Source organism: Staphylococcus piscifermentans, assembly GCF_900186985.1.
Taxonomy (GTDB): domain Bacteria; phylum Bacillota; class Bacilli; order Staphylococcales; family Staphylococcaceae; genus Staphylococcus; species Staphylococcus piscifermentans.
Genome location: NZ_LT906447.1, coordinates 879575 through 897741, shown reverse-complemented (window position 1 = coordinate 897741; position 18167 = coordinate 879575). Strand labels below are relative to the sequence as shown.

At 37.1% G+C, this 18167-nt stretch carries 22 protein-coding genes; 6 read left to right on the top strand and 16 right to left on the bottom strand.

Translation table 11 applies throughout. From position 1 onward, the window contains the following. Positions 1-20: 20 nt before the first annotated feature. The 11 genes from rpsQ to rpsJ all read right to left on the bottom strand — a co-directional run bounded on the left by rpsQ (position 21) and on the right by rpsJ (position 5144). A complete protein-coding gene (rpsQ, locus tag CKV71_RS03860) occupies positions 21-284 on the bottom strand; it encodes a 30S ribosomal protein S17 (protein WP_002432741.1) in 264 nt (87 codons plus the stop codon). Between the two features lie 24 nt (positions 285-308). Next, positions 309-518: a 50S ribosomal protein L29 gene (rpmC, locus tag CKV71_RS03855; protein WP_095104036.1), complete on the bottom strand. Its 210-nt coding sequence runs from the start codon at positions 516-518 to the stop codon at positions 309-311. Continuing rightward, positions 508-942, bottom strand: a complete 435-nt coding sequence (gene rplP, locus CKV71_RS03850) for a 50S ribosomal protein L16 (protein ID WP_095104034.1) — start codon at positions 940-942, stop codon at positions 508-510. Before rplP ends, rpmC begins: the two co-directional genes overlap by 11 nt. Positions 943-944: 2 nt before the next feature. Next, complete coding sequence (gene rpsC, locus CKV71_RS03845; protein ID WP_095104032.1) at positions 945-1598, bottom strand: 30S ribosomal protein S3; 654 nt, start codon at positions 1596-1598, stop codon at positions 945-947. Positions 1599-1621: 23 nt separating this feature from the next. After that, positions 1622-1975 (bottom strand): 50S ribosomal protein L22, encoded by a 354-nt coding sequence (rplV, locus tag CKV71_RS03840; protein ID WP_015900972.1) that lies wholly within the window; start codon positions 1973-1975, stop codon positions 1622-1624. Positions 1976-2007: 32 nt separating this feature from the next. Continuing rightward, positions 2008-2286 carry a 30S ribosomal protein S19 gene (gene rpsS / locus CKV71_RS03835; protein WP_015900973.1) on the bottom strand — a complete coding sequence of 93 codons (279 nt, stop codon included), beginning with the start codon at positions 2284-2286 and terminating at the stop codon, positions 2008-2010. A 64-nt stretch (positions 2287-2350) separates the two neighbouring features. Beyond that, a complete protein-coding gene (gene rplB / locus CKV71_RS03830) occupies positions 2351-3184 on the bottom strand; it encodes a 50S ribosomal protein L2 (protein ID WP_095104030.1) in 834 nt (277 codons plus the stop codon). A gap of 34 nt (positions 3185-3218) precedes the next feature. Continuing rightward, a complete protein-coding gene (gene rplW / locus CKV71_RS03825; protein ID WP_047130859.1) occupies positions 3219-3494 on the bottom strand; it encodes a 50S ribosomal protein L23 in 276 nt (91 codons plus the stop codon). After that, the gene (gene rplD, locus CKV71_RS03820) at positions 3494-4117 is read right to left on the bottom strand and encodes a 50S ribosomal protein L4 (protein WP_095104028.1); all 624 of its coding nucleotides are present in this window, start codon (positions 4115-4117) and stop codon (positions 3494-3496) included. Before rplD ends, rplW begins: the two co-directional genes overlap by 1 nt. A 28-nt stretch (positions 4118-4145) precedes the next feature. Further along, positions 4146-4808, bottom strand: a complete 663-nt coding sequence (gene rplC, locus CKV71_RS03815) for a 50S ribosomal protein L3 (protein ID WP_095104026.1) — start codon at positions 4806-4808, stop codon at positions 4146-4148. A gap of 27 nt (positions 4809-4835) precedes the next feature. After that, positions 4836-5144 carry a 30S ribosomal protein S10 gene (rpsJ, locus tag CKV71_RS03810; protein ID WP_001118667.1) on the bottom strand — a complete coding sequence of 103 codons (309 nt, stop codon included), beginning with the start codon at positions 5142-5144 and terminating at the stop codon, positions 4836-4838. 339 nt (positions 5145-5483) lie between these two features. Here rpsJ and CKV71_RS03805 point away from each other — a divergent pair, with 339 nt between their 5' ends. Continuing rightward, the gene (locus CKV71_RS03805; RefSeq protein ID WP_095104024.1) at positions 5484-5870 is read left to right on the top strand and encodes a hypothetical protein; all 387 of its coding nucleotides are present in this window, start codon (positions 5484-5486) and stop codon (positions 5868-5870) included. 63 nt (positions 5871-5933) lie between these two features. On the opposite strand, the gene CKV71_RS03800 is transcribed toward CKV71_RS03805, so the two are convergent. The 3 genes from CKV71_RS03800 to CKV71_RS03790 form a co-directional block, all read right to left on the bottom strand. After that, a complete protein-coding gene (locus CKV71_RS03800; protein ID WP_095104022.1) occupies positions 5934-6359 on the bottom strand; it encodes a GNAT family N-acetyltransferase in 426 nt (141 codons plus the stop codon). Positions 6360-6444: 85 nt separating this feature from the next. After that, on the bottom strand, positions 6445-7779 hold the full coding sequence (locus tag CKV71_RS03795) for an NCS2 family permease (RefSeq protein WP_095104020.1): 1335 nt from the start codon (positions 7777-7779) through the stop codon (positions 6445-6447). Positions 7780-7989: 210 nt separating this feature from the next. After that, entirely contained in the window at positions 7990-10119 is a 2130-nt protein-coding gene (locus CKV71_RS03790) for a DNA topoisomerase III (RefSeq protein ID WP_095104018.1), read from the bottom strand. A 146-nt stretch (positions 10120-10265) separates the two neighbouring features. Here CKV71_RS03790 and CKV71_RS03785 point away from each other — a divergent pair, with 146 nt between their 5' ends. The 3 genes from CKV71_RS03785 (at position 10266) to CKV71_RS03775 (ending at position 12941) form a co-directional block, all read left to right on the top strand. Beyond that, positions 10266-11129, top strand: a complete 864-nt coding sequence (locus tag CKV71_RS03785) for a GNAT family N-acetyltransferase (RefSeq protein WP_095104016.1) — start codon at positions 10266-10268, stop codon at positions 11127-11129. 125 nt (positions 11130-11254) lie between these two features. After that, on the top strand, positions 11255-12109 hold the full coding sequence (locus CKV71_RS03780; RefSeq protein ID WP_095104014.1) for a GRP family sugar transporter: 855 nt from the start codon (positions 11255-11257) through the stop codon (positions 12107-12109). Positions 12110-12149: 40 nt separating this feature from the next. Beyond that, entirely contained in the window at positions 12150-12941 is a 792-nt protein-coding gene (locus CKV71_RS03775; RefSeq protein ID WP_095104012.1) for a glucose 1-dehydrogenase, read from the top strand. Positions 12942-13045: 104 nt separating this feature from the next. Here CKV71_RS03775 and CKV71_RS03770 read toward each other — a convergent pair whose 3' ends face one another. Further along, positions 13046-13954 carry an AEC family transporter gene (locus CKV71_RS03770; protein ID WP_095104010.1) on the bottom strand — a complete coding sequence of 303 codons (909 nt, stop codon included), beginning with the start codon at positions 13952-13954 and terminating at the stop codon, positions 13046-13048. A gap of 121 nt (positions 13955-14075) precedes the next feature. Here CKV71_RS03770 and CKV71_RS12520 point away from each other — a divergent pair, with 121 nt between their 5' ends. Further along, on the top strand, positions 14076-14246 hold the full coding sequence (locus CKV71_RS12520) for an SE1832 family protein (RefSeq protein ID WP_095104008.1): 171 nt from the start codon (positions 14076-14078) through the stop codon (positions 14244-14246). A 66-nt stretch (positions 14247-14312) separates the two neighbouring features. Beyond that, on the top strand, positions 14313-14630 hold the full coding sequence (gene mspA / locus CKV71_RS03760; RefSeq protein WP_095104006.1) for a membrane stabilizing protein MspA: 318 nt from the start codon (positions 14313-14315) through the stop codon (positions 14628-14630). A 243-nt stretch (positions 14631-14873) separates the two neighbouring features. On the opposite strand, the gene CKV71_RS03755 is transcribed toward mspA, so the two are convergent. Next, positions 14874-18047: an efflux RND transporter permease subunit gene (locus CKV71_RS03755; protein WP_095104004.1), complete on the bottom strand. Its 3174-nt coding sequence runs from the start codon at positions 18045-18047 to the stop codon at positions 14874-14876. Between the last annotated feature and the right edge of the window lie 120 nt (positions 18048-18167).

Sequence of the window (18167 nt, the reverse complement as noted above, 5' to 3'; positions counted from 1 at the left end):
CTCCCTTATCTTTCGATTGATTAAATAATTACTGATTCTTCAACAATTTCTACTAAACGAAAACGTTTTGTTGCTGATAAAGGACGAGTTTCTTGAATTTTAACGATGTCTCCTAATTTAGCTGAATTGTTTTCATCATGAGTTTTATATTTTTTAGAATATTTTACTCGTTTACCGTATAATTTATGAGTTTTGTAAGTTTCTACTAGTACAGTGATAGTTTTGTCCATTTTGTCTGAAACGACTCTGCCTACGTATACTTTACGATCATTTCTTTCACTCACTTTTGTAACCTCCTCTTTCAGTTATTATTGATTAGCCTTGTTTTGTTCAATTTCTCTTTCACGAGCAACAGTTTTTAGACGTGCAATCGTTTTTCTAACTGTACGAATACGTGCAGTTTCCTCTAATTGTCCTGTAGCTAATTGAAAGCGTAGGTTAAAAAGTTCTTCTTTTGAAGATTTGATTTGTTCTTCGATTTCTGAAGTGGTTAAGTCTCTAATTTCCTTAGCTTTCATTTGATTCACCACCCAATTCTTCACGTTTTACAAACTTAGTTTTTACTGGAAGTTTGTGACTTGCTAAACGTAATGCTTCACGAGCAACTTCTTCTGGCACGCCTGCAACTTCAAATAAGATTCTACCTGGTTTAACTACTGCGATCCAGCCTTCAACTGCACCTTTACCAGCACCCATACGTACTTCTAAAGGTTTTTTAGTGTAAGGTGTATGAGGGAAGATTTTGATCCAAACTTTCCCGCCACGTTTCATATAACGAGTCATCGCAATACGAGCAGATTCGATTTGACGAGATGTGATCCAAGAAGTTGTAATTGCTTGTAATCCATACTCACCGAATGTTACGAAGTTACCGCCTTTAGAACGTCCTGTAGTTTTTGGACGATGTTGACGACGATATTTAACACGTTTTGGTAGTAACATTATTATTTTCCTCCTTCACTATTATTCTTAGTAGGAAGAACTTCTCCACGATAGATCCATACTTTAACACCTAGTTTACCGTATGTTGTATCAGCTTCTGCATGTGCATAGTCAATGTCAGCACGCAATGTGTGAAGTGGAACAGTTCCTTCTGAATATCTTTCAGCACGAGCGATATCAGCTCCGCCTAAACGACCTGAAACTTGAGTTTTAACACCTAAAGCTCCTAGTTTCATAGCTCTTGAAATAGCTTGTTTTTGTACACGACGGAATGAAGCACGGTTTTCTAATTGACGTGCGATATTCTCAGCAACTAAACGCGCATCTAAATCAACTTTTTTGATTTCGATTACGTTAATGTGTACACGTTTGCTTGTTAATTTATTTAATTTGTTACGAAGTTTTTCAATTTCTGAACCGCCTTTACCAATTACCATACCTGGTTTACCAGTGTGGATTGCAATGTTAATACGGTTTGCAGCACGTTCGATTTCTACGTGAGAAACTGATGCTTCTTTTAATTCGTTATCAATGAACTTACGGATTCTTAAATCTTCGTGTAATAATGTAGAGAAATCTTTCTCAGCATACCATTTTGCATCCCAATCACGGATGATACCAACACGAAGTCCGATTGGATTAATTTTTTGACCCACAGTATTCCCTCCTTAGAAAGTTATTAAGCTTCTTTAGCTTCTTCTTTGCCGTCACTTACGACAATTGTAATGTGGCTTGTACGTTTGTTAATTGCACTTGCGCGTCCTTGAGCACGTGGACGGAAACGTTTCAATGTTGGTCCTTCGTTAGCATATGCTTCTTTTACAACTAATTCATCTGTATTCATGTCATAGTTATGCTCTGCATTAGCTAAAGCGGACATCAATAATTTTTCAACAACTGGTGATGAAGCTTTGTTTGTCAATTTTAAGATGGCAATAGCTTCACCAACGTTTTTGCCTCTGATCAAGTCTAATACTAATCTGACTTTACGAGGTGCGATTCTGATAGTTCTAGCAACCGCTTTTGCTTCCATTTGTTTCTCCTCCTCTACTTGTGAAAAGTATATTATCTTCTAGTCTTTTTGTCGTCTACCGCATGTCCTTTAAATGTACGAGTTGGAGCAAATTCACCTAATTTGTGACCAACCATATCTTCAGTTACATAAACAGGTACATGTTTACGTCCATCGTATACTGCAAAAGTGATACCGATGAAATTAGGGAAAATAGTTGAACGACGTGACCAAGTTTTAATCACTGTTTTTTTCTGATTACCTTCCTGAGCTTCGACTTTTTTCATTAAATGGTTGTCGACGAAAGGTCCTTTTTTAATACTACGAGCCATTTTGGCGCCTCCCTTCTTATTATGTGCGTGCAGCGATTAAGCCGCACACCCAAATAAGTTGATATTATTTTCTTTTACGTCCGCGAACGATAAGTTTATCAGATGATTTTTTCCCGCGACGTGTTTTCTTACCAAGAGTTGGTTTACCCCAAGGTGACATTGGAGATGGACGACCGATAGGAGCGCGTCCTTCACCACCACCGTGTGGGTGATCGTTAGGGTTCATTACAGAACCACGAACAGTTGGACGAATACCTTTCCAACGAGAACGTCCGGCTTTACCAACGTTAACAAGTTCGTGTTGGATGTTACCAACTTGGCCTACTGTTGCACGGCAAGTTGAAAGAATCATACGTACTTCACCAGAACGAAGTCTTACTAATACGTATTTACCTTCTTTACCAAGTACTTGTGCACTTGCACCTGCTGAACGAGCGATTTGTCCGCCGCGACCTGGTTTTAATTCAATATTATGGATTGTAGTACCTACTGGAATGTTTGCTAATGGTAAAGCATTACCAGTTTTGATATCTGCTTCTTCACCATTTTCAATAACTTGACCTACTTGCAAACCTTTAGGTGCGATGATGTAGCGTTTTTCACCATCTGCATATACTAACAATGCGATGTTAGCTGAACGGTTTGGATCGTATTGAATAGAATCAACTTTAGCTGTGATTCCATCTTTGTTACGTTTAAAATCGATTACACGGTATTGACGTTTGTGTCCGCCACCATGATGGCGTACTGTCAATTTACCTTGGTTGTTACGTCCCGCTCTTTTCGGTAGCGGTTGTAATAATGACTTTTCAGGAGTCGTTTTAGTGATTTCAGCGAAATCCAATGAAGTCATATTACGACGACCATTTGTAATTGGCTTATAATGTTTAAGAGCCATTGTCGCTTACCTCCTTATTGGTAATTTATATTTTTTAGTTGAATAGATCGATTGATCCTTCTTTAAGTGTAACTACTGCTTTACGTCTTTTGTTTGTATAGCCTTGGTAACGGCCCATACGTTTTTTCTTAGGTTTGTAGTTGATGATATTTACTTTGTCTACTTTAACATCGAAAATTTCTTCAACTGCAATTTTAACTTGAGTTTTGTTCGCACGTGTATCTACATCAAAAGTGTATTTGTCTTCAGCCATTGCTTCTGAAGATTTTTCTGTGATTACGGGGCGCTTAAGAACGTCTCTTGCTTCCATTATCCGAGCACCTCCTCAACTTTTTTAGCAGCTGCTTCTGTAATTAATACACTGTCAGCGCTAGTGATGTCTAATACGTTTAATCCGTTTACAGTTGTAATTTGAACACCAGGGATATTACGTGCTGATAATTCAACATTTACATCTTCTGATTCAGTTACAACTAAAACTTTTTTAGGTAATTCTAAATTAGATAATACATTTGTGAATTCTTTTGTTTTTGGTGCTTCTAAACCGAATGCATCAATTACTTTGAATCCATTTTCTTGCACTTTGAAAGATAATGCAGAACGTAATGCTAAACGACGCATTTTCTTAGGCATTTTGTATGAATAGCTTCTTGGAGTCGGTCCGAATACGATACCGCCGCCACGCCATTGTGGAGCACGGATTGTACCTTGACGCGCACGTCCTGTACCTTTTTGTCTCCATGGTTTACGTCCACCGCCGCGTACTGCAGAACGATTCTTAACAGAATGAGTACCTTGGCGTAATGAAGCACGTTGTAAATTGATTGCTTCGAAAAGAACATCTTTGTTTGGTTCAATAGCGAATACTGAGTCGCTTAATTCAACTGAACCTGCTTTTGATCCGTCTACTTTTAATACATCATAATTTGCCATTATGCATTTTCCTCCTTTCGTTAATTAATTATTTATTACCTTTTTTAATTGAAGTTTTGATTTCTACTAATCCTTTTTTAGGACCAGGTACATTACCTTTAACTAAGATAACGTTGTTTTCTGTATCAATTTGTACAACTTCTAAGTTTTGTACTGTCACTGTGTTGCCACCCATACGGCCTGGCATTTTGTGACCTTTAAATACTTTAGAAGCATCTGACGCCATACCTACTGAACCTGGTGCTCTGTGGAAATGAGAACCGTGAGCCATTGGTCCGCGAGCATGTCCATGACGTTTAATGTTACCTTGGAAACCTTTACCTTTAGATACTCCAGTTACGTCAATGATGTCGCCAGCTTCAAATTTATCAACTGAGACTTCTTGACCTACTTCGTATTCATCAACATTGATGTTTCTGAATTCACGAATGAAGCGCTTAGGTGCTGTGCCCGCTTTTTTAGCGTGACCTTCAGCTGGTTTATTAGCATATTTATTTGACTTGCTGTCTTTTTTGTATGCTTGTTTGTCTTCAAAACCTACTTGGATAGCGTTATAGCCGTCTACTTCTTCAGTTTTCTTTTGTAATACTACGTTTTGGCCTGCTTCTACAACAGTTACTGGGATTAAGTCTCCGTTTTCACCGAATACTTGTGTCATCCCGATTTTTCTTCCTAAGATTCCTTTGGTCATCGAAAGTCCACCTCCTAAAATTTTCTATTATAATTTGATTTCGATGTCTACACCTGATGGTAAGTTTAAGCCCATAAGAGCATCAACTGTTTTTGGTGTAGGGTTTACAATGTCGATTAAACGTTTATGTGTACGTTGTTCGAATTGTTCACGTGAATCTTTGTACTTATGAACCGCACGAATGATTGTATAAACTGATTTTTCAGTTGGTAACGGAATTGGTCCAGAAACGTCTGCACCAGAACGTTTTGCAGTTTCAACAATTTTTTCTGCTGATTGATCAATTACTCTGTGGTCATAAGCTTTTAATCTGATTCTGATTTTTTGTTTTGCCATGATTTTCCCTCCTTATATCGTCTACATTTAGTGATAGACTTCTCCACAAAAACTATCTCACACAACGCCATGGCAAAGCGGCCGGGTGTGTCAGTAACCTTTTGCTTCATCGCGTAATCAAAGTCCAACACTAGATATATTACACGAATCAAGTTGCTGTTGCAACCATTTCGCGAAACTTTTTTAATGCTTGACTTTTCTCTAACACATACCAGTATATTCTACTCTAATATAGCCCTGTATTCAACCCCTTTGAGTAATTTTTCTCTTTGGGGTATGTAAATTTTTTTATTCCTTTTACAAATAGATTATACTGAAAATTGACAGGTGGTGATTGAGATGAAATTTGGAATTCGAACTACATTGATTATTTTAAGTATCATTATGATTATCTCCGAACTCGTTTATGGTATTCCATTCTTAGGAGGTTCTATCATTGTTACATTTGGTTGGCAGCCATTGCTTATCAACGCAGCTATCTATTTTGTAATGGTAGTTATGCTTGCCTTTGACAACCAAAACTCAATTCGTCCTATGTTAGTTATTCCGTTAGTCGGGATTGTAGGCTCTCTCATTGCAATAATCCCAGTTGTCGGAATGGTTACACACTGGATATTATTCTTCTTAATGATTTTATTCTTAATTGTAGTACTAAGCACACCTATTTATGTACCTGATAGAAATGCACGTGTGACTTATGATGAAAATGGTCGCAGAATTAAATAATAATTAACAGCCAGGATATTGTTGTGAGCGGTATTCCAATCACTACATTAATGCTGGCTGTTTTTAAATATTTTTCCTAAAAAGAAAGCTAGCTTTCTTAAAGCCCGTTTTTTGTTCATAGAAACGATGAGCTGCTTCTTTTTCTAATCCTGAAGATAATTCAATTCTTTCATAGCCTTCTTTTTCAGCTCTTTCTTCAACATATCTTAATAATATTTGACCATATCCTTTAGAACGGTGTATTTCATCGGTTACTAGATCGCAAACCCAAATTGATTTCTTACTATATAAAGTTATCATCGGCATATATCCTATCACTGCTCTTAATTCATTTTCTTCTACTAACCCAAACATTTTATAGCTTTCTATTTCACGTGCTAAATCAACAAGTTTTATATACTCATCAATCTCCAATTGCTTCCTAAGTTGTTTCACAATTAAAAAAGCTTCTCGAATTTGTTGTTCATTTTGTAATTCAACTATTTTCATTTTGCTCCCCCTCTATTTTAGTATCACTACCTCCTTTTCCAAATAAAAAAGCAAGCCCTCTTAAGAGCTTGCAAATATAGTTGGTCTAACCATGTACAAAGACGAAATAAAGTATGAAGAGCACCATCAATACATACATAATCGGATGGACTTCTTTATGACGTTTAGACATCAACATTGTAATTGGATAGAAAATAAATCCGCAGGCGATACCTGTTGCAATAGAATAAGACAAAGGCATCATGATAATCGTAATAAAGGCAGGTACTGCAAATTCGAATTTCTTCCAATCAATTTCCGCTAAGTTTCCTGCCATCAATACACCTACTACGATTAACGCAGGCGCTGTAACTGCACTAGTGACTACAGCCATCAATGGACTGAAGAATAAGGCAAGCAAGAAACAGAGACCTGTAACGATGCTGGCAAAACCAGTACGTGCACCTACTGCTACACCTGAAGTTGATTCAATGTATGAAGTTGTCGTTGTAGTACCGAAGATTGCACCGATAATTGTTGCGATAGAGTCTGAAAATAAAGCACGACCAGCTCTAGGCAATTTGTTATCTTTCATCATTCCAGCTTGTGTTGCAACAGCAACCAATGTTCCAGCTGTATCGAAGAAATCAATAAATAAGAACGTTAAGATAACAATTAGAAATTGTACTGTAAAGAGTTGTGATGGATCTTTAAAAGCATCAAATGCTGCACCGAATGTTGGTGCGATACTTGGTACTTTCCCTACTACTGCATGAGGCATTTGAATTAACCCAGTAATTAAACCAGCAACTGAAGTTAAAATCATACCTACGAAGATTGCGCCAGGTAATTTCTTAGTATAGAGAATAACTGTTACCAAAATACCAAAGATTGCAAGTAATACTTTGCCGTCTGTTAAGTGTCCTAATGTTACAAGGGTAGAATCATTATTTACGATAATACCTGATCCTTGCAGACCTACAAAGGTAATAAATAAACCGATACCTGCAGAGACTGCCATTTTCATTTCATAAGGTATGGCATTGATAATAGTTTCCCGTAAACCGGTCATGGTGAGTATGGCAAAGAAGAGTCCGGAGCAGAGCACTCCTGTTAAACCAATCTGCCATGGAATACCCATTGTTAATACTACGGTAAAGGCGAAGAAAGCGTTGAGTCCCATACCTGGTGCTAAGGCTATGGGGTACCTGGCGACAAGTCCCATGAAAACTGAGCCGACAAATGCAGCAAGCGCAGTTGCTACGAATACTGCACCTTGATCCATTTTCATACTGTCTGGAATACCTTTAACGCCTGCCAAACTTAAAACTTGCGGGTTAACAGCTAAAATATAAGCCATAGATAAAAAAGTTGTTAATCCGCCTAAAATCTCACGTCGATAATTCGTATGATACTTATCAAATTGGAAATATTTTTTCACTATGTACGCTCCTTCGTTAAAATACTCTCATATTTTAATACCAATTTATCTAAAACACAATGGTGATTGATGAAAAATCCAAACATTTTTAGAGAAAAATTAAAAAACACACTAATTTTACCTATGATTTCAACAATTATTTCAATCTATTGTTCGTCAAAATCATCAAGGTGTCATTAGTGTGTTCACTCACAATTGTGAAAATCAGAATTATAATTTCAAATTCTTCAATGCATCTTGGAATGGATTGTTATCTAATTCTTCTTTACCCATATATTTTTTCATTTCACGCTTAGAAACTTTATTTTTGCCTTTATTTTTATGTCGTTTGTCCATTTGTTCTTGTGTTTCAGAATGTCCGCAGACACAACGATATGTTGCTTGTTTTCCTTTTCCGAATAATGTCATTTTCTTATGACAGTTCGGACAACGCGCATTTGTTTTACGTTGTACGTTTTTCTTAGTCTTACAAGACGGGTCTTGGCATACAAGCATTTGTCCATTTTTAGTTTTCACTTTAATCATAAATTTTCCGCAAGTCGGACACTCAGTGCTGGTAAGATTATCGTGCTTATATTTTTGTTCGCTCTCTTTAATTTCATTTACAATATCTTTCGTGAAAGTTTTCATTTCTTTCATAAAAGCACGTGAATCATATTTTCCCTTTTCAATTTGAGTCAGTTTTTCTTCCCACTCAGCCGTTAACAATGGAGAAGTTAATTCTTTAGGTGCTAAGTCCAAAATTTGACGTCCTTTAGAAGTGACTCTGATTTGTCCGCTTCTCGCCTCAATCGCATTCATATTAAACAGTTTATCTATAATATCTGCACGTGTCGCCACAGTTCCAATACCGCCTGTTTGTTTCAAGGTTTGAGAATGTTTATGATCTTTTAAATCAAAGAATTTTTGCGGATTTTCCATAGCTTTTAATAAAGAACCTTCATTAAAGTAAGATGGCGGTGTCGTTTCATGCGCTTGAATATTAAAATGCTGAACAGAATAAAGCTTACCTTTATCGAATTTTGGTGTTTGATGTGCAGCTTCATGTGCGCTTAGCGCTTTGAAACCTGGTTGTGTGGTTACTTTATCTTGGAATTCAAAGGTTTCCCCATCTATATTGCATGTGACACTCACTGCATCGTATTCATAAGGTGGCAGTAAGTTCTCAATAAACCGCTCTGCAATCATCATATAAATTTTTTGTTCACGTTGGCTTAATGCATTCATATCGGGACGAATCTCGGTAGGAATAACCGCATGGTGATCTGAGACCTTTTGATTATTAATAATATGCATTTTCGGACTGAACTTCTTATTTACTAACGGACGGACTTGCTCCTTATATTCTGTCGCCAGTAATGCTTGTAAACGCTCTTTGAAAGTATCGGTCATATCATCAGTAAGATAATTGGAATCCGTTCTAGGATACGTAGCTAATTTATGACGTTCATATAAACTTTGCAATGTGTTCAACGTTTCTTTAGCTCCCATATGATAACGTTGATAAGCGTCTTGTTGTAAATCCGTTAAGCTGTATAATTTGGCGGGATATTGCTTTTTATGTTTGGAATGCACATCTGTAATTTTAGCTTGGTGCCCCTTCAAACGCTGCACTAATTGTTCAAGCTGTTGTTGATCTTTTATACGGTGTTGACTTTTTAATTTAAAAGTTTGCCCTGCTATTTTAGCTTCTAAAGTGTAGTACTCAGTAGGACGGAAATTCTTAATTTCATCTTGGCGCATTTGCACCAGTTGAATTGTAGGAGTTTGCACACGTCCCAAGGATAATTGTGCATCGTATTTCGTCGTCAATGCACGTGTTGCGTTGATACCTACAATCCAGTCCGCTTCACTACGTGCCAATGCCGCACGATATAAAGGTAAATAAGCTCTGCCGTCTTTTAAATGCTTAAATCCTTTTTGGATGGCTTTGGCAGTAATTGAACTAATCCACAATCGCTTAATCGGTTTCTTGTTATGCACTTTATCTAATATCAACCGTGCAACCAATTCTCCTTCTCTTCCTGCATCCGTCGCAATAATAATTTCATTGACATTATCTTTCAGCATCAGTGATTTAACTGTTTGAAATTGCTTTCTAGTCTTAGGAATCACTACTGTCTTCATATGATTAGGAATAATCGGCAATTCTGCTAAATTCCACTCTTTAAATTTCTTATCGTATTGTTCTGGCGTTGCATTGGTTACAAGATGACCTAGCGCCCAAGTTACGATATATTGATTATTTTCAAAGTAGCCATTGCGTTGCTGGTTAATATGCATGGCATTCGCAATATCTCTCGCAACTGAAGGCTTCTCTGCTAAAATTAGTGATTTCATTTATCCGTTTCCTTTCTAAAAAATCGTACCTCTATTGTAACACGATTCATTACTTGTCGTTTTCATGTATTTTCTTTTATCTAGGTTCAAAACACAGTATAATAAAAGAAAAGCTGCTGTTAATTATAGAAATTAAGGAGGTCCACATGAAAACTATCCAGATTGACTCTTCTCAAGACATCCGCAACTTTATTAATCATGCCAATACATCATTCTGCTCTTATTTATATAAGCTGCATGAAAAGAATGTATCACTCGAACAAGGAATTCATTCATTGCAACACGACACAGGTGTTTTTGCACTCACTGATGATGCTGGCGAAATTCAAATGCTGCTAGGCGGATTTGCATACGATACTCACCATTATAAAATGGTCGGCCCGTTTCTTGCAGATAAAGGCGAACCTGACCCAGCAGATTTCAAAACATTATTTGAAGCATTAACAGCACAGCAACCGGACGGTACACATTTCAACTTTTCATTTGATGTCTCAGATTCCTATAATAATTCTTTAATGAAAATTATTGATGCACATTATACATTTACTGATTATTATTTATCTACAGACCACACTATTGAAACAAGTGATGAAGCGCAACGCCACATTATTAAATATCACAAGGCGTTTTATAGTCACTTTGATCGCTTGCACCGAAAAATTTTCAGAAGAGATGCGATGACTCCTTCAGAAATTACACAGTCTATTGACGAAAATAATCAGCTTTTCTTCTTTGTCAGTGAAGGCATTTTAAAAGGCTATTTGTATTTACAAATGCATCCCGAGGCAAATTCAGCAGAAATTCGTTACTTCTCTTCCCATACAGATTATCGTCATGAAGGTATTGCCTTTAATTTATTAAGCTATGCTATTAATTATGCTTTTAATAACGACGGTATAGAACGCGTATATTTCAAGATTCGTAGTAAGAATGATAAACTTGTCGATCGCTTCAGTGAACTTGGTTTCGATATTCGTTCAGAACGTAAAAAATTTAAGTATATAAAATAACCATTTTAAGTTTGTCGGTAGAATGTTTCTAATCCGGCAAACTTTTTGTTTCCTTTTTAAATTAATCTCTATTATTATTGTCCATACAAAGGGGTAAAGTTATTTCAGAAAGGAAAGGATGTTTAATGGATTTACTTATAGCTTTACTTCCCGCGCTATTTTGGGGAAGCGTTGTACTTATTAACGTATTAGTCGGAGGCGGTCCCTACAACCAAATCCGTGGTACAACACTTGGTGCTTTAATTGTTGGGGTTATATTACTTTTCACAGGACATGCCGCTTTTGAACCTAAAGTTATTATTGTCGGTTTAATCTCTGGTGCGTTCTGGTCACTTGGACAAGGTTACCAATTACGTTCTATTCAATTAATTGGCGTTTCTAAAACGATGCCGATTTCTACAGGAATGCAATTGGTAGGTACTACATTATTCAGTGCAATTTTCTTAGGAGAATGGAGTACTATGATGCAAGTAGTATTAGGACTTGTATCAATGGTATTGCTAGTAGCCGGAATTGCATTGACTTCATTAAAAGGTAAGAAAGAGTCAGACGACTCTAAATCAGCACTAGGCAAAGCGATGCCAATTCTTTTAATTTCAACAGTGGGTTATGTTGTTTATGTAGTCATCGCTCAAATCTTTAGTGTCAATGGTTTAGATGCTTTATTCTTCCAATCTATCGGTATGGCAATTGGCGGTTTCATCTTATCAGCTAATCACCAAACTTCTACTAAATATACACTTAAAAATCTTATTCCTGGTGTTGTTTGGGCGATTGGTAACTTATTCTTATTCTTCTCACAACCTAAAGTTGGTGTAGCTACAAGCTTCTCATTCTCACAATTACTTGTGATTGTTTCCACACTCGGCGGTATTTTTATCTTGAAAGAGAAAAAAGACAAACGTCAGATGATAGGTATCTGGTCGGGGATTGTGTTAATTATTGTAGCAGCCTTTATTCTCGGCGGTTTGAAAGCGTAACTTAAAATTTGTTCTAACAAATATACAAGGAGGCATTTCTATGTTTACAGATTTAGAAAATAAAGTTGTTGTAGTTACAGGAGGCGCAAGCGGGATTGGACGCGCAATTTGCGAAGCGTTTGGTCAAGCTAAAGCAAAAGTAGTGATTAACTATCGCTCTGAACGTCATAAAGAAGATTTAGAAGAAATGAAAAAAATTATTTCTGAAGCCGGCGGTGAATCCATTGCGGTTCAAGGTGATGTAGCTAAAGAAGAAGATGTACTTCATTTAGTTAATGAAGCTGTAAAAACTTTCGGCACATTAGACATTATGATTAATAATGCGGGTTATGAAAATCCAGTACCATCAGATGAAATGTCGGTAGAAGAATTCAGCAAAGCTATAGATATCAATTTGACTGGTGCGTTTATAGGTTCACGTGAAGCGGTAAAATATTTCCGCAAAGAAGATAAACCAGGTATCATTATCAATACTGCAAGTGTGCACGATACGATTCCTTGGCCAAATTATGTGAACTATGCAGCCAGCAAAGGTGGATTAAAATTGATGATGGAAACAATGTCTATGGAATATGCGCAATACGGCATTCGCATCAATAATATTTCACCTGGAGCGATTGTAACTAAACACACTGAGGAAAAATTCTCTGATCCGAAAACACGTGAAGAAACATTAGAAATGATTCCAGCTCGTGAACTAGGTAAATCTGAAGATGTCTCTAATGTAGCACTCTTCCTTGCTTCTGATTTAGCAAACTATGTTCATGGCACAACAATTTATGTAGATGGCGGTATGACTAACTACCCTGCATTCATGGGCGGTAAAGGTTAACTTCTATCCGTGCAATAAAGTAAAGGAGCAAGCGTGATTCTTGATTGGAATCACGCTTGCTCCTTTTTGCTTTCTGATGGTTTCTTTTCAAAACGTATTTGCATTTAGACAAAGAAAAGTTGGTAGAGGTAGAGTAGAACGATACTGATGAGTATGGTCATGTTGGTGGTCATTCCGATAATTGGCATGGTGCGGTATTTGAATTGCAGGGAGTACGGAATGACTGCGACGCCAATTGGAAGAAGCCAGATTACCATCAGTGTTGTTTTAATCATTTGGTCGGATACGGGCAGGAAGAAATAAACGAGCAAGCCTGCTATTACACCGAATCCATAATGAATCAACAGATATTTAAAAGCAATCGGCAAGTATTGTCGTTCGATTCGGAAATTAAGCATGAGTCCTAGAAGTATCATGGAGAGCGGCATGTTGGCTTTTGACAAAACGTCAAAGAAGCTAATGGCTGCTCCAGGGATATGCAGATTGCTCATATTCAATACAAACATAACCAAATAAGTCATTAGGGGAACAGATTTTAGTATATTGATGAGTAAAAATTTAAAGTTGAAAGTGTTGTCCCCACTGCTGAAATATCCTCCGACAAAGTATGTTATTCCGAACATTACGATGGCACCGCCGATATCTGCCATACCGAAGTATACCATTCCTTGTTTCGGCCAAATCGCTTGTACGAGCGGATAGGCGAATAATCCGATGTTTAATGAAGCCATCATCATTCCCACGGTACCACGCATTTCGTTGTCATATTTCAAGAAGAAACTAATGGCGATAATTTTTGCGATAATGCCATAGATAATCATCATAATGGGCAGAATAGATAATGATATATCTAAATCTGCTTTGTTTAAGTTGACGATGACCAACGCAGGCAGTGTGACGTTCAATACGAGTGTAGCAAGTACTTGGCTGTCATCTTCCTTTAACAGTTTGATTCTTTTTAATAAATAGCCTAGCGCTATCAGTAATACGATGATTACGAATTTGCCTGTCATAGTCATCCTTCTTTCTGTGATTAGATGCTAATTAATCGTTGATTTTTCATCACTTACATCTTTCTCTTTCCATGCTATACTATTATTATTGATAATAAAAATCAATAAGGTGGTATGACGTTTGGATTTACAAAGCCAATTACAAGAATTAAAGCAAGATTACGTACGTTTGCAAGATGATTTGGAAAAACGCGAGTCTACAGGCCAAGAGGTAGACCCTCTTATCAAACAGCTTGAGCAAATCGAAAATTCCATTGCTCTTGTACGCGCTCAAATAGATCAACAATCTTAATTTATCAGGTTTTATCAAATCCATAAATCTGATTTTTGTTTAGAAATATGAAAGGAAGAACCTGAGATGCAACTCTATTTAATACTTTTACCCGTTTTATATCTTTTTGTAAGTTATATCAGTATTTTTAAAATGAAGACCATCTATGCGACCATTTTAAGAATTATTATGGGTGTGCTGCTGATATTAGTAGTTGCGATGTCCAACTTATCTGCTCCGCCCGCTTCTTGGTGGGAATTTGCAGTCATCGTGATGCTTGTCGGCAACGTAGAAATCACTGCGTTTAAATATTCTAAAGGCGATAAAAAAGGTGTGTCTATTTTAAATGCGATGACCCTTTTTATCTTTGTAATCAGTGTTATTCTAACACTTGTTGTATATTAATAATAAAGCATCGGCTTATGCGGCCGATGCTTTTGTTTATATTTGGCTGTTGAAAGATAGCGGCGGTAGATAATGTTTTCTAGACACTAGTCCAAAAGTAGTGTCTAGAAAACACCATAATCTGGACACTAGTCCAGAAGAAGTGTCTAGAAAACACAACATATCTAATACTACTCCCCTCAAATCCCCCTATTTGAACCAAAAAAGCTGAGATTTCAATGAGAATCTCAGCTTTTTACTCACCTATTTATCTGTTTTATTTTTTCTAAACAAATTTGCCAACTTATCTTTCAATGTAAAGAGTATTTCATAAATTACAGGGACTACAATTAAAGTTAAGAGCGTTGACGAAATAAGTCCGCCGATAACTGTAGCTGCTAATCCTTTAGAAATCAAGATGGAGCTGTCTTGGCCAAAGAGTAATGGTATCAAGGCACCGATTGTGGCTAAAGCTGTCATCAAGATTGGACGTATTCTAGTACCGCCTGCTTCAATCAATGCTTCTTTCATTTCCATACCTTCACGCTCATTGTTAATGACCCTATCGACCAGTACAATAGCATTCGTGACGACGATACCTATGAGCATCAATAAGCCAATCATACTTGGTACGGAGAGCGTTTCTCCAGTAAAGACGAGTGCTAATACTACCCCGATAACTGTGTAAGGTAAAGAGAATAAAATAGTGAATGGTGCAAGTCCGCCTTTAAAGGTTAATACAAGCACAAGATATACGATAATAATTGCAGCGCCCATTGCCATAGACAATTGAGTCAATGCTTTATTAATGTCATCTGTAGCGCCGCCTGTATTAATTTTCACATTGTTTGGTTTGTCGATTTTATTCACTTTAGACATTATTTTTTGTGAAATACCACCAACATCTTTATCACTGATAGTACCAGTTACAGTTGTGGTATAGTCGCCATCTTCTTTAATCAATTTACTTGGTGTTTTCGTTTCTTTTAAAGTTGCGATATCTTTCATTTTCACTTTTCCGGTTGGTGAAGGAATTTCTAAGTTGTTTAATTTTTCTTTCGTCCAATTCGTTTGTTTTTCCTTCTCAACTTTCACGTCAACTTTATGACCTTTTTCATTAATGGTTGTGATTGTTTTCTCTGGAATGTTTTGGTTGAGACCCATAGCAAGTTGTCCTGCTGATAAGCCTTTTTCAGTGGCTTTATTTTGATCTACGTCTACGCTGTATTGTTGATACACTTCTGTTAAATCAGATTTAACGTTGACTACGCCGGATGTTGCTTTCATATCGTTTTGTATTTTCTTCACTGTACCTTTAATTTCTTCTGCAGAAGGTCCAGAAACTTTGACTTCGATTGAATTATTACCAGCGCCTGTACCCATATCTAAGTTCTTCCATTCCCCTTCTTGTTTGAAGGTTGCGATATGTTTCAGTACTTTGTCTGGTTCTTCATCAAAGTGTGGTGTGTTCTTATCATATTCAATCATTACCGCCATACTGTTTGTACTGCCGGTTGGATCCATCGGCGAAGCACCGCCTAATGAATATTGTACTTTTTTAACTTTATCTTTGCTGTTCAAGTATTTTTGAACTTGTTCCGCATTTTTCAATACAGATTCTTTCGTTTCACCAGGTTTAGGATTATATGTCAGTGCCATATATTTATCTTCGCCTGTCGAAATATAGCTTGTTCCAATTTTTGCAGCACCTAGTGCAATGCTTCCAATCAGAATTACTGTAGTCAGTATTAATACAATCCATTTATGGTTCAATGACCATTTCAAGACTTTCTTGTAACCTCTGCCGACTGCTCCTAATGAACGTTTTCGGCGCTCGTGAATTCCATTTTTGAAAAAGGTTGAAGAAAGTGCAGGGACAATAGTGATTGAAACCAGCAATGATGCTAGCAAGCTGAATGTAATCGCTAAGGCGAAGGGTCTGAACATTTCTCCTACTGAACCTCGCACAAAGACGAGTGGCAAGAAGACAATGATAGTTACAAGCGTAGAAGACATAATCGGTTTGAAGACTTCTGCCGTCGCACTGACAACCAGTTTGTCGCCTTTTTCGGTTTCATTTTTATCTGTCATACGTCGGTAAATATTCTCAATAACTACGATAGAGTCATCTATGACTCGACCAATTGCGACCGTTAGAGCACCTAGCGTTAGAATATTTAAAGATACGTCTGATAGTTTCAATGCAATCATCGCAATCAGCAGTGACATTGGAATGGAAACGACTGAAATCGCTGTCGTACGAATATTACGTAAGAATAATAAGATGATAATAATCGCTACAATCGTACCCAAGATTGCTTTTTCAAGCATTGTATAGATTGAATCTTGAATTGGTTTCGCGGTATCCATGATTTTTGTATAAGTCATGTCCTTATTTTCTTTAATAAATTGTTGTATTTTCTTATCTGTATCTTTCTTCACTTGTACCGTATTAGCATCTTGCGCTTTAATAATCTGAACATCTATTGCATCTTTACCGTTCGTTCTAGAGATAGATTCACGTTCGTCTCCTACTTTAACGTCAGCAATATTTTTAAGTTTGACAATGTCTCCGCTGCCGCCGCTTTGTCCTTGCGCTTGTCCACCTTGGCTCATAGCATCCATACTGCTTGAGTCAGAACCGCCGCCTTGACTACTGTCACTTCCGGATTGACCGCTGTCTCCTTTGGCCGCATCAACTGGAATTTCAAAATCTTTCAGCGCATCAACTGAAGTGAACTCGCCATCAATGACGATCGACTTTTCTTTTTTCCCGAATTGGAAAAGTCCTAAAGGTGTTTTACCTGAAGCATTCTTCAAATAGTCTTCGACACCGCTTGCACTCATACCGCGTTCTTGCAGTTTTCGCTGATTAAATTTAATCGTTGCTTGACGCTCAGTTTGACCATTCAGCTGTACATTTTGCACACCATCAATGGTTTCAAGTTTAGGTATCAGCTGTTTTTCAATATCTTTCGTTGCTTTCTTTAAATCATCGTGCTTAGTTGAAAATGAATAAGCTACTACAGGAAATGCATTCATACTGTTGCGTCGCAGTTCTGGTTCTTGTGCATTTTCATCTAGTTTCAGCTTATCTATTTCCTTTTTCAATTCTTCTTCTGCTTTGTTCATATCAGTTCCGTCATCATAACTGACTTGAACCATCGACACATTTTCCAACGATTGTGTTTTTACGGTGTCTACATGTGCCATCCTGCGAACTTGGTTATCAATTTTATCGCTGATTTCATCTTGCACTGTTTCCGGCGTGGCACCTGGCATCACGGTGTTGACTGAAATCATCGGTTCTTCTACATCAGGCAACATTTCGAGACGCATCTTCATACTTGCATAGACGCCGCCTAAAATAACGAGTACGACCATCAAGAAGATGGCGAATTTATTGCCTAAAGAGAACTTCAGCAAGCGGTTTATCATTATTAATTTCCTCCCGTTTTCAAACTGCTTAACCATAATTTAACATGAAACAACAAAATTTGTATCTATTTTTATTAACTATTCTTAACTAATTTTCGAATGTTGCATTGGAATTATTAT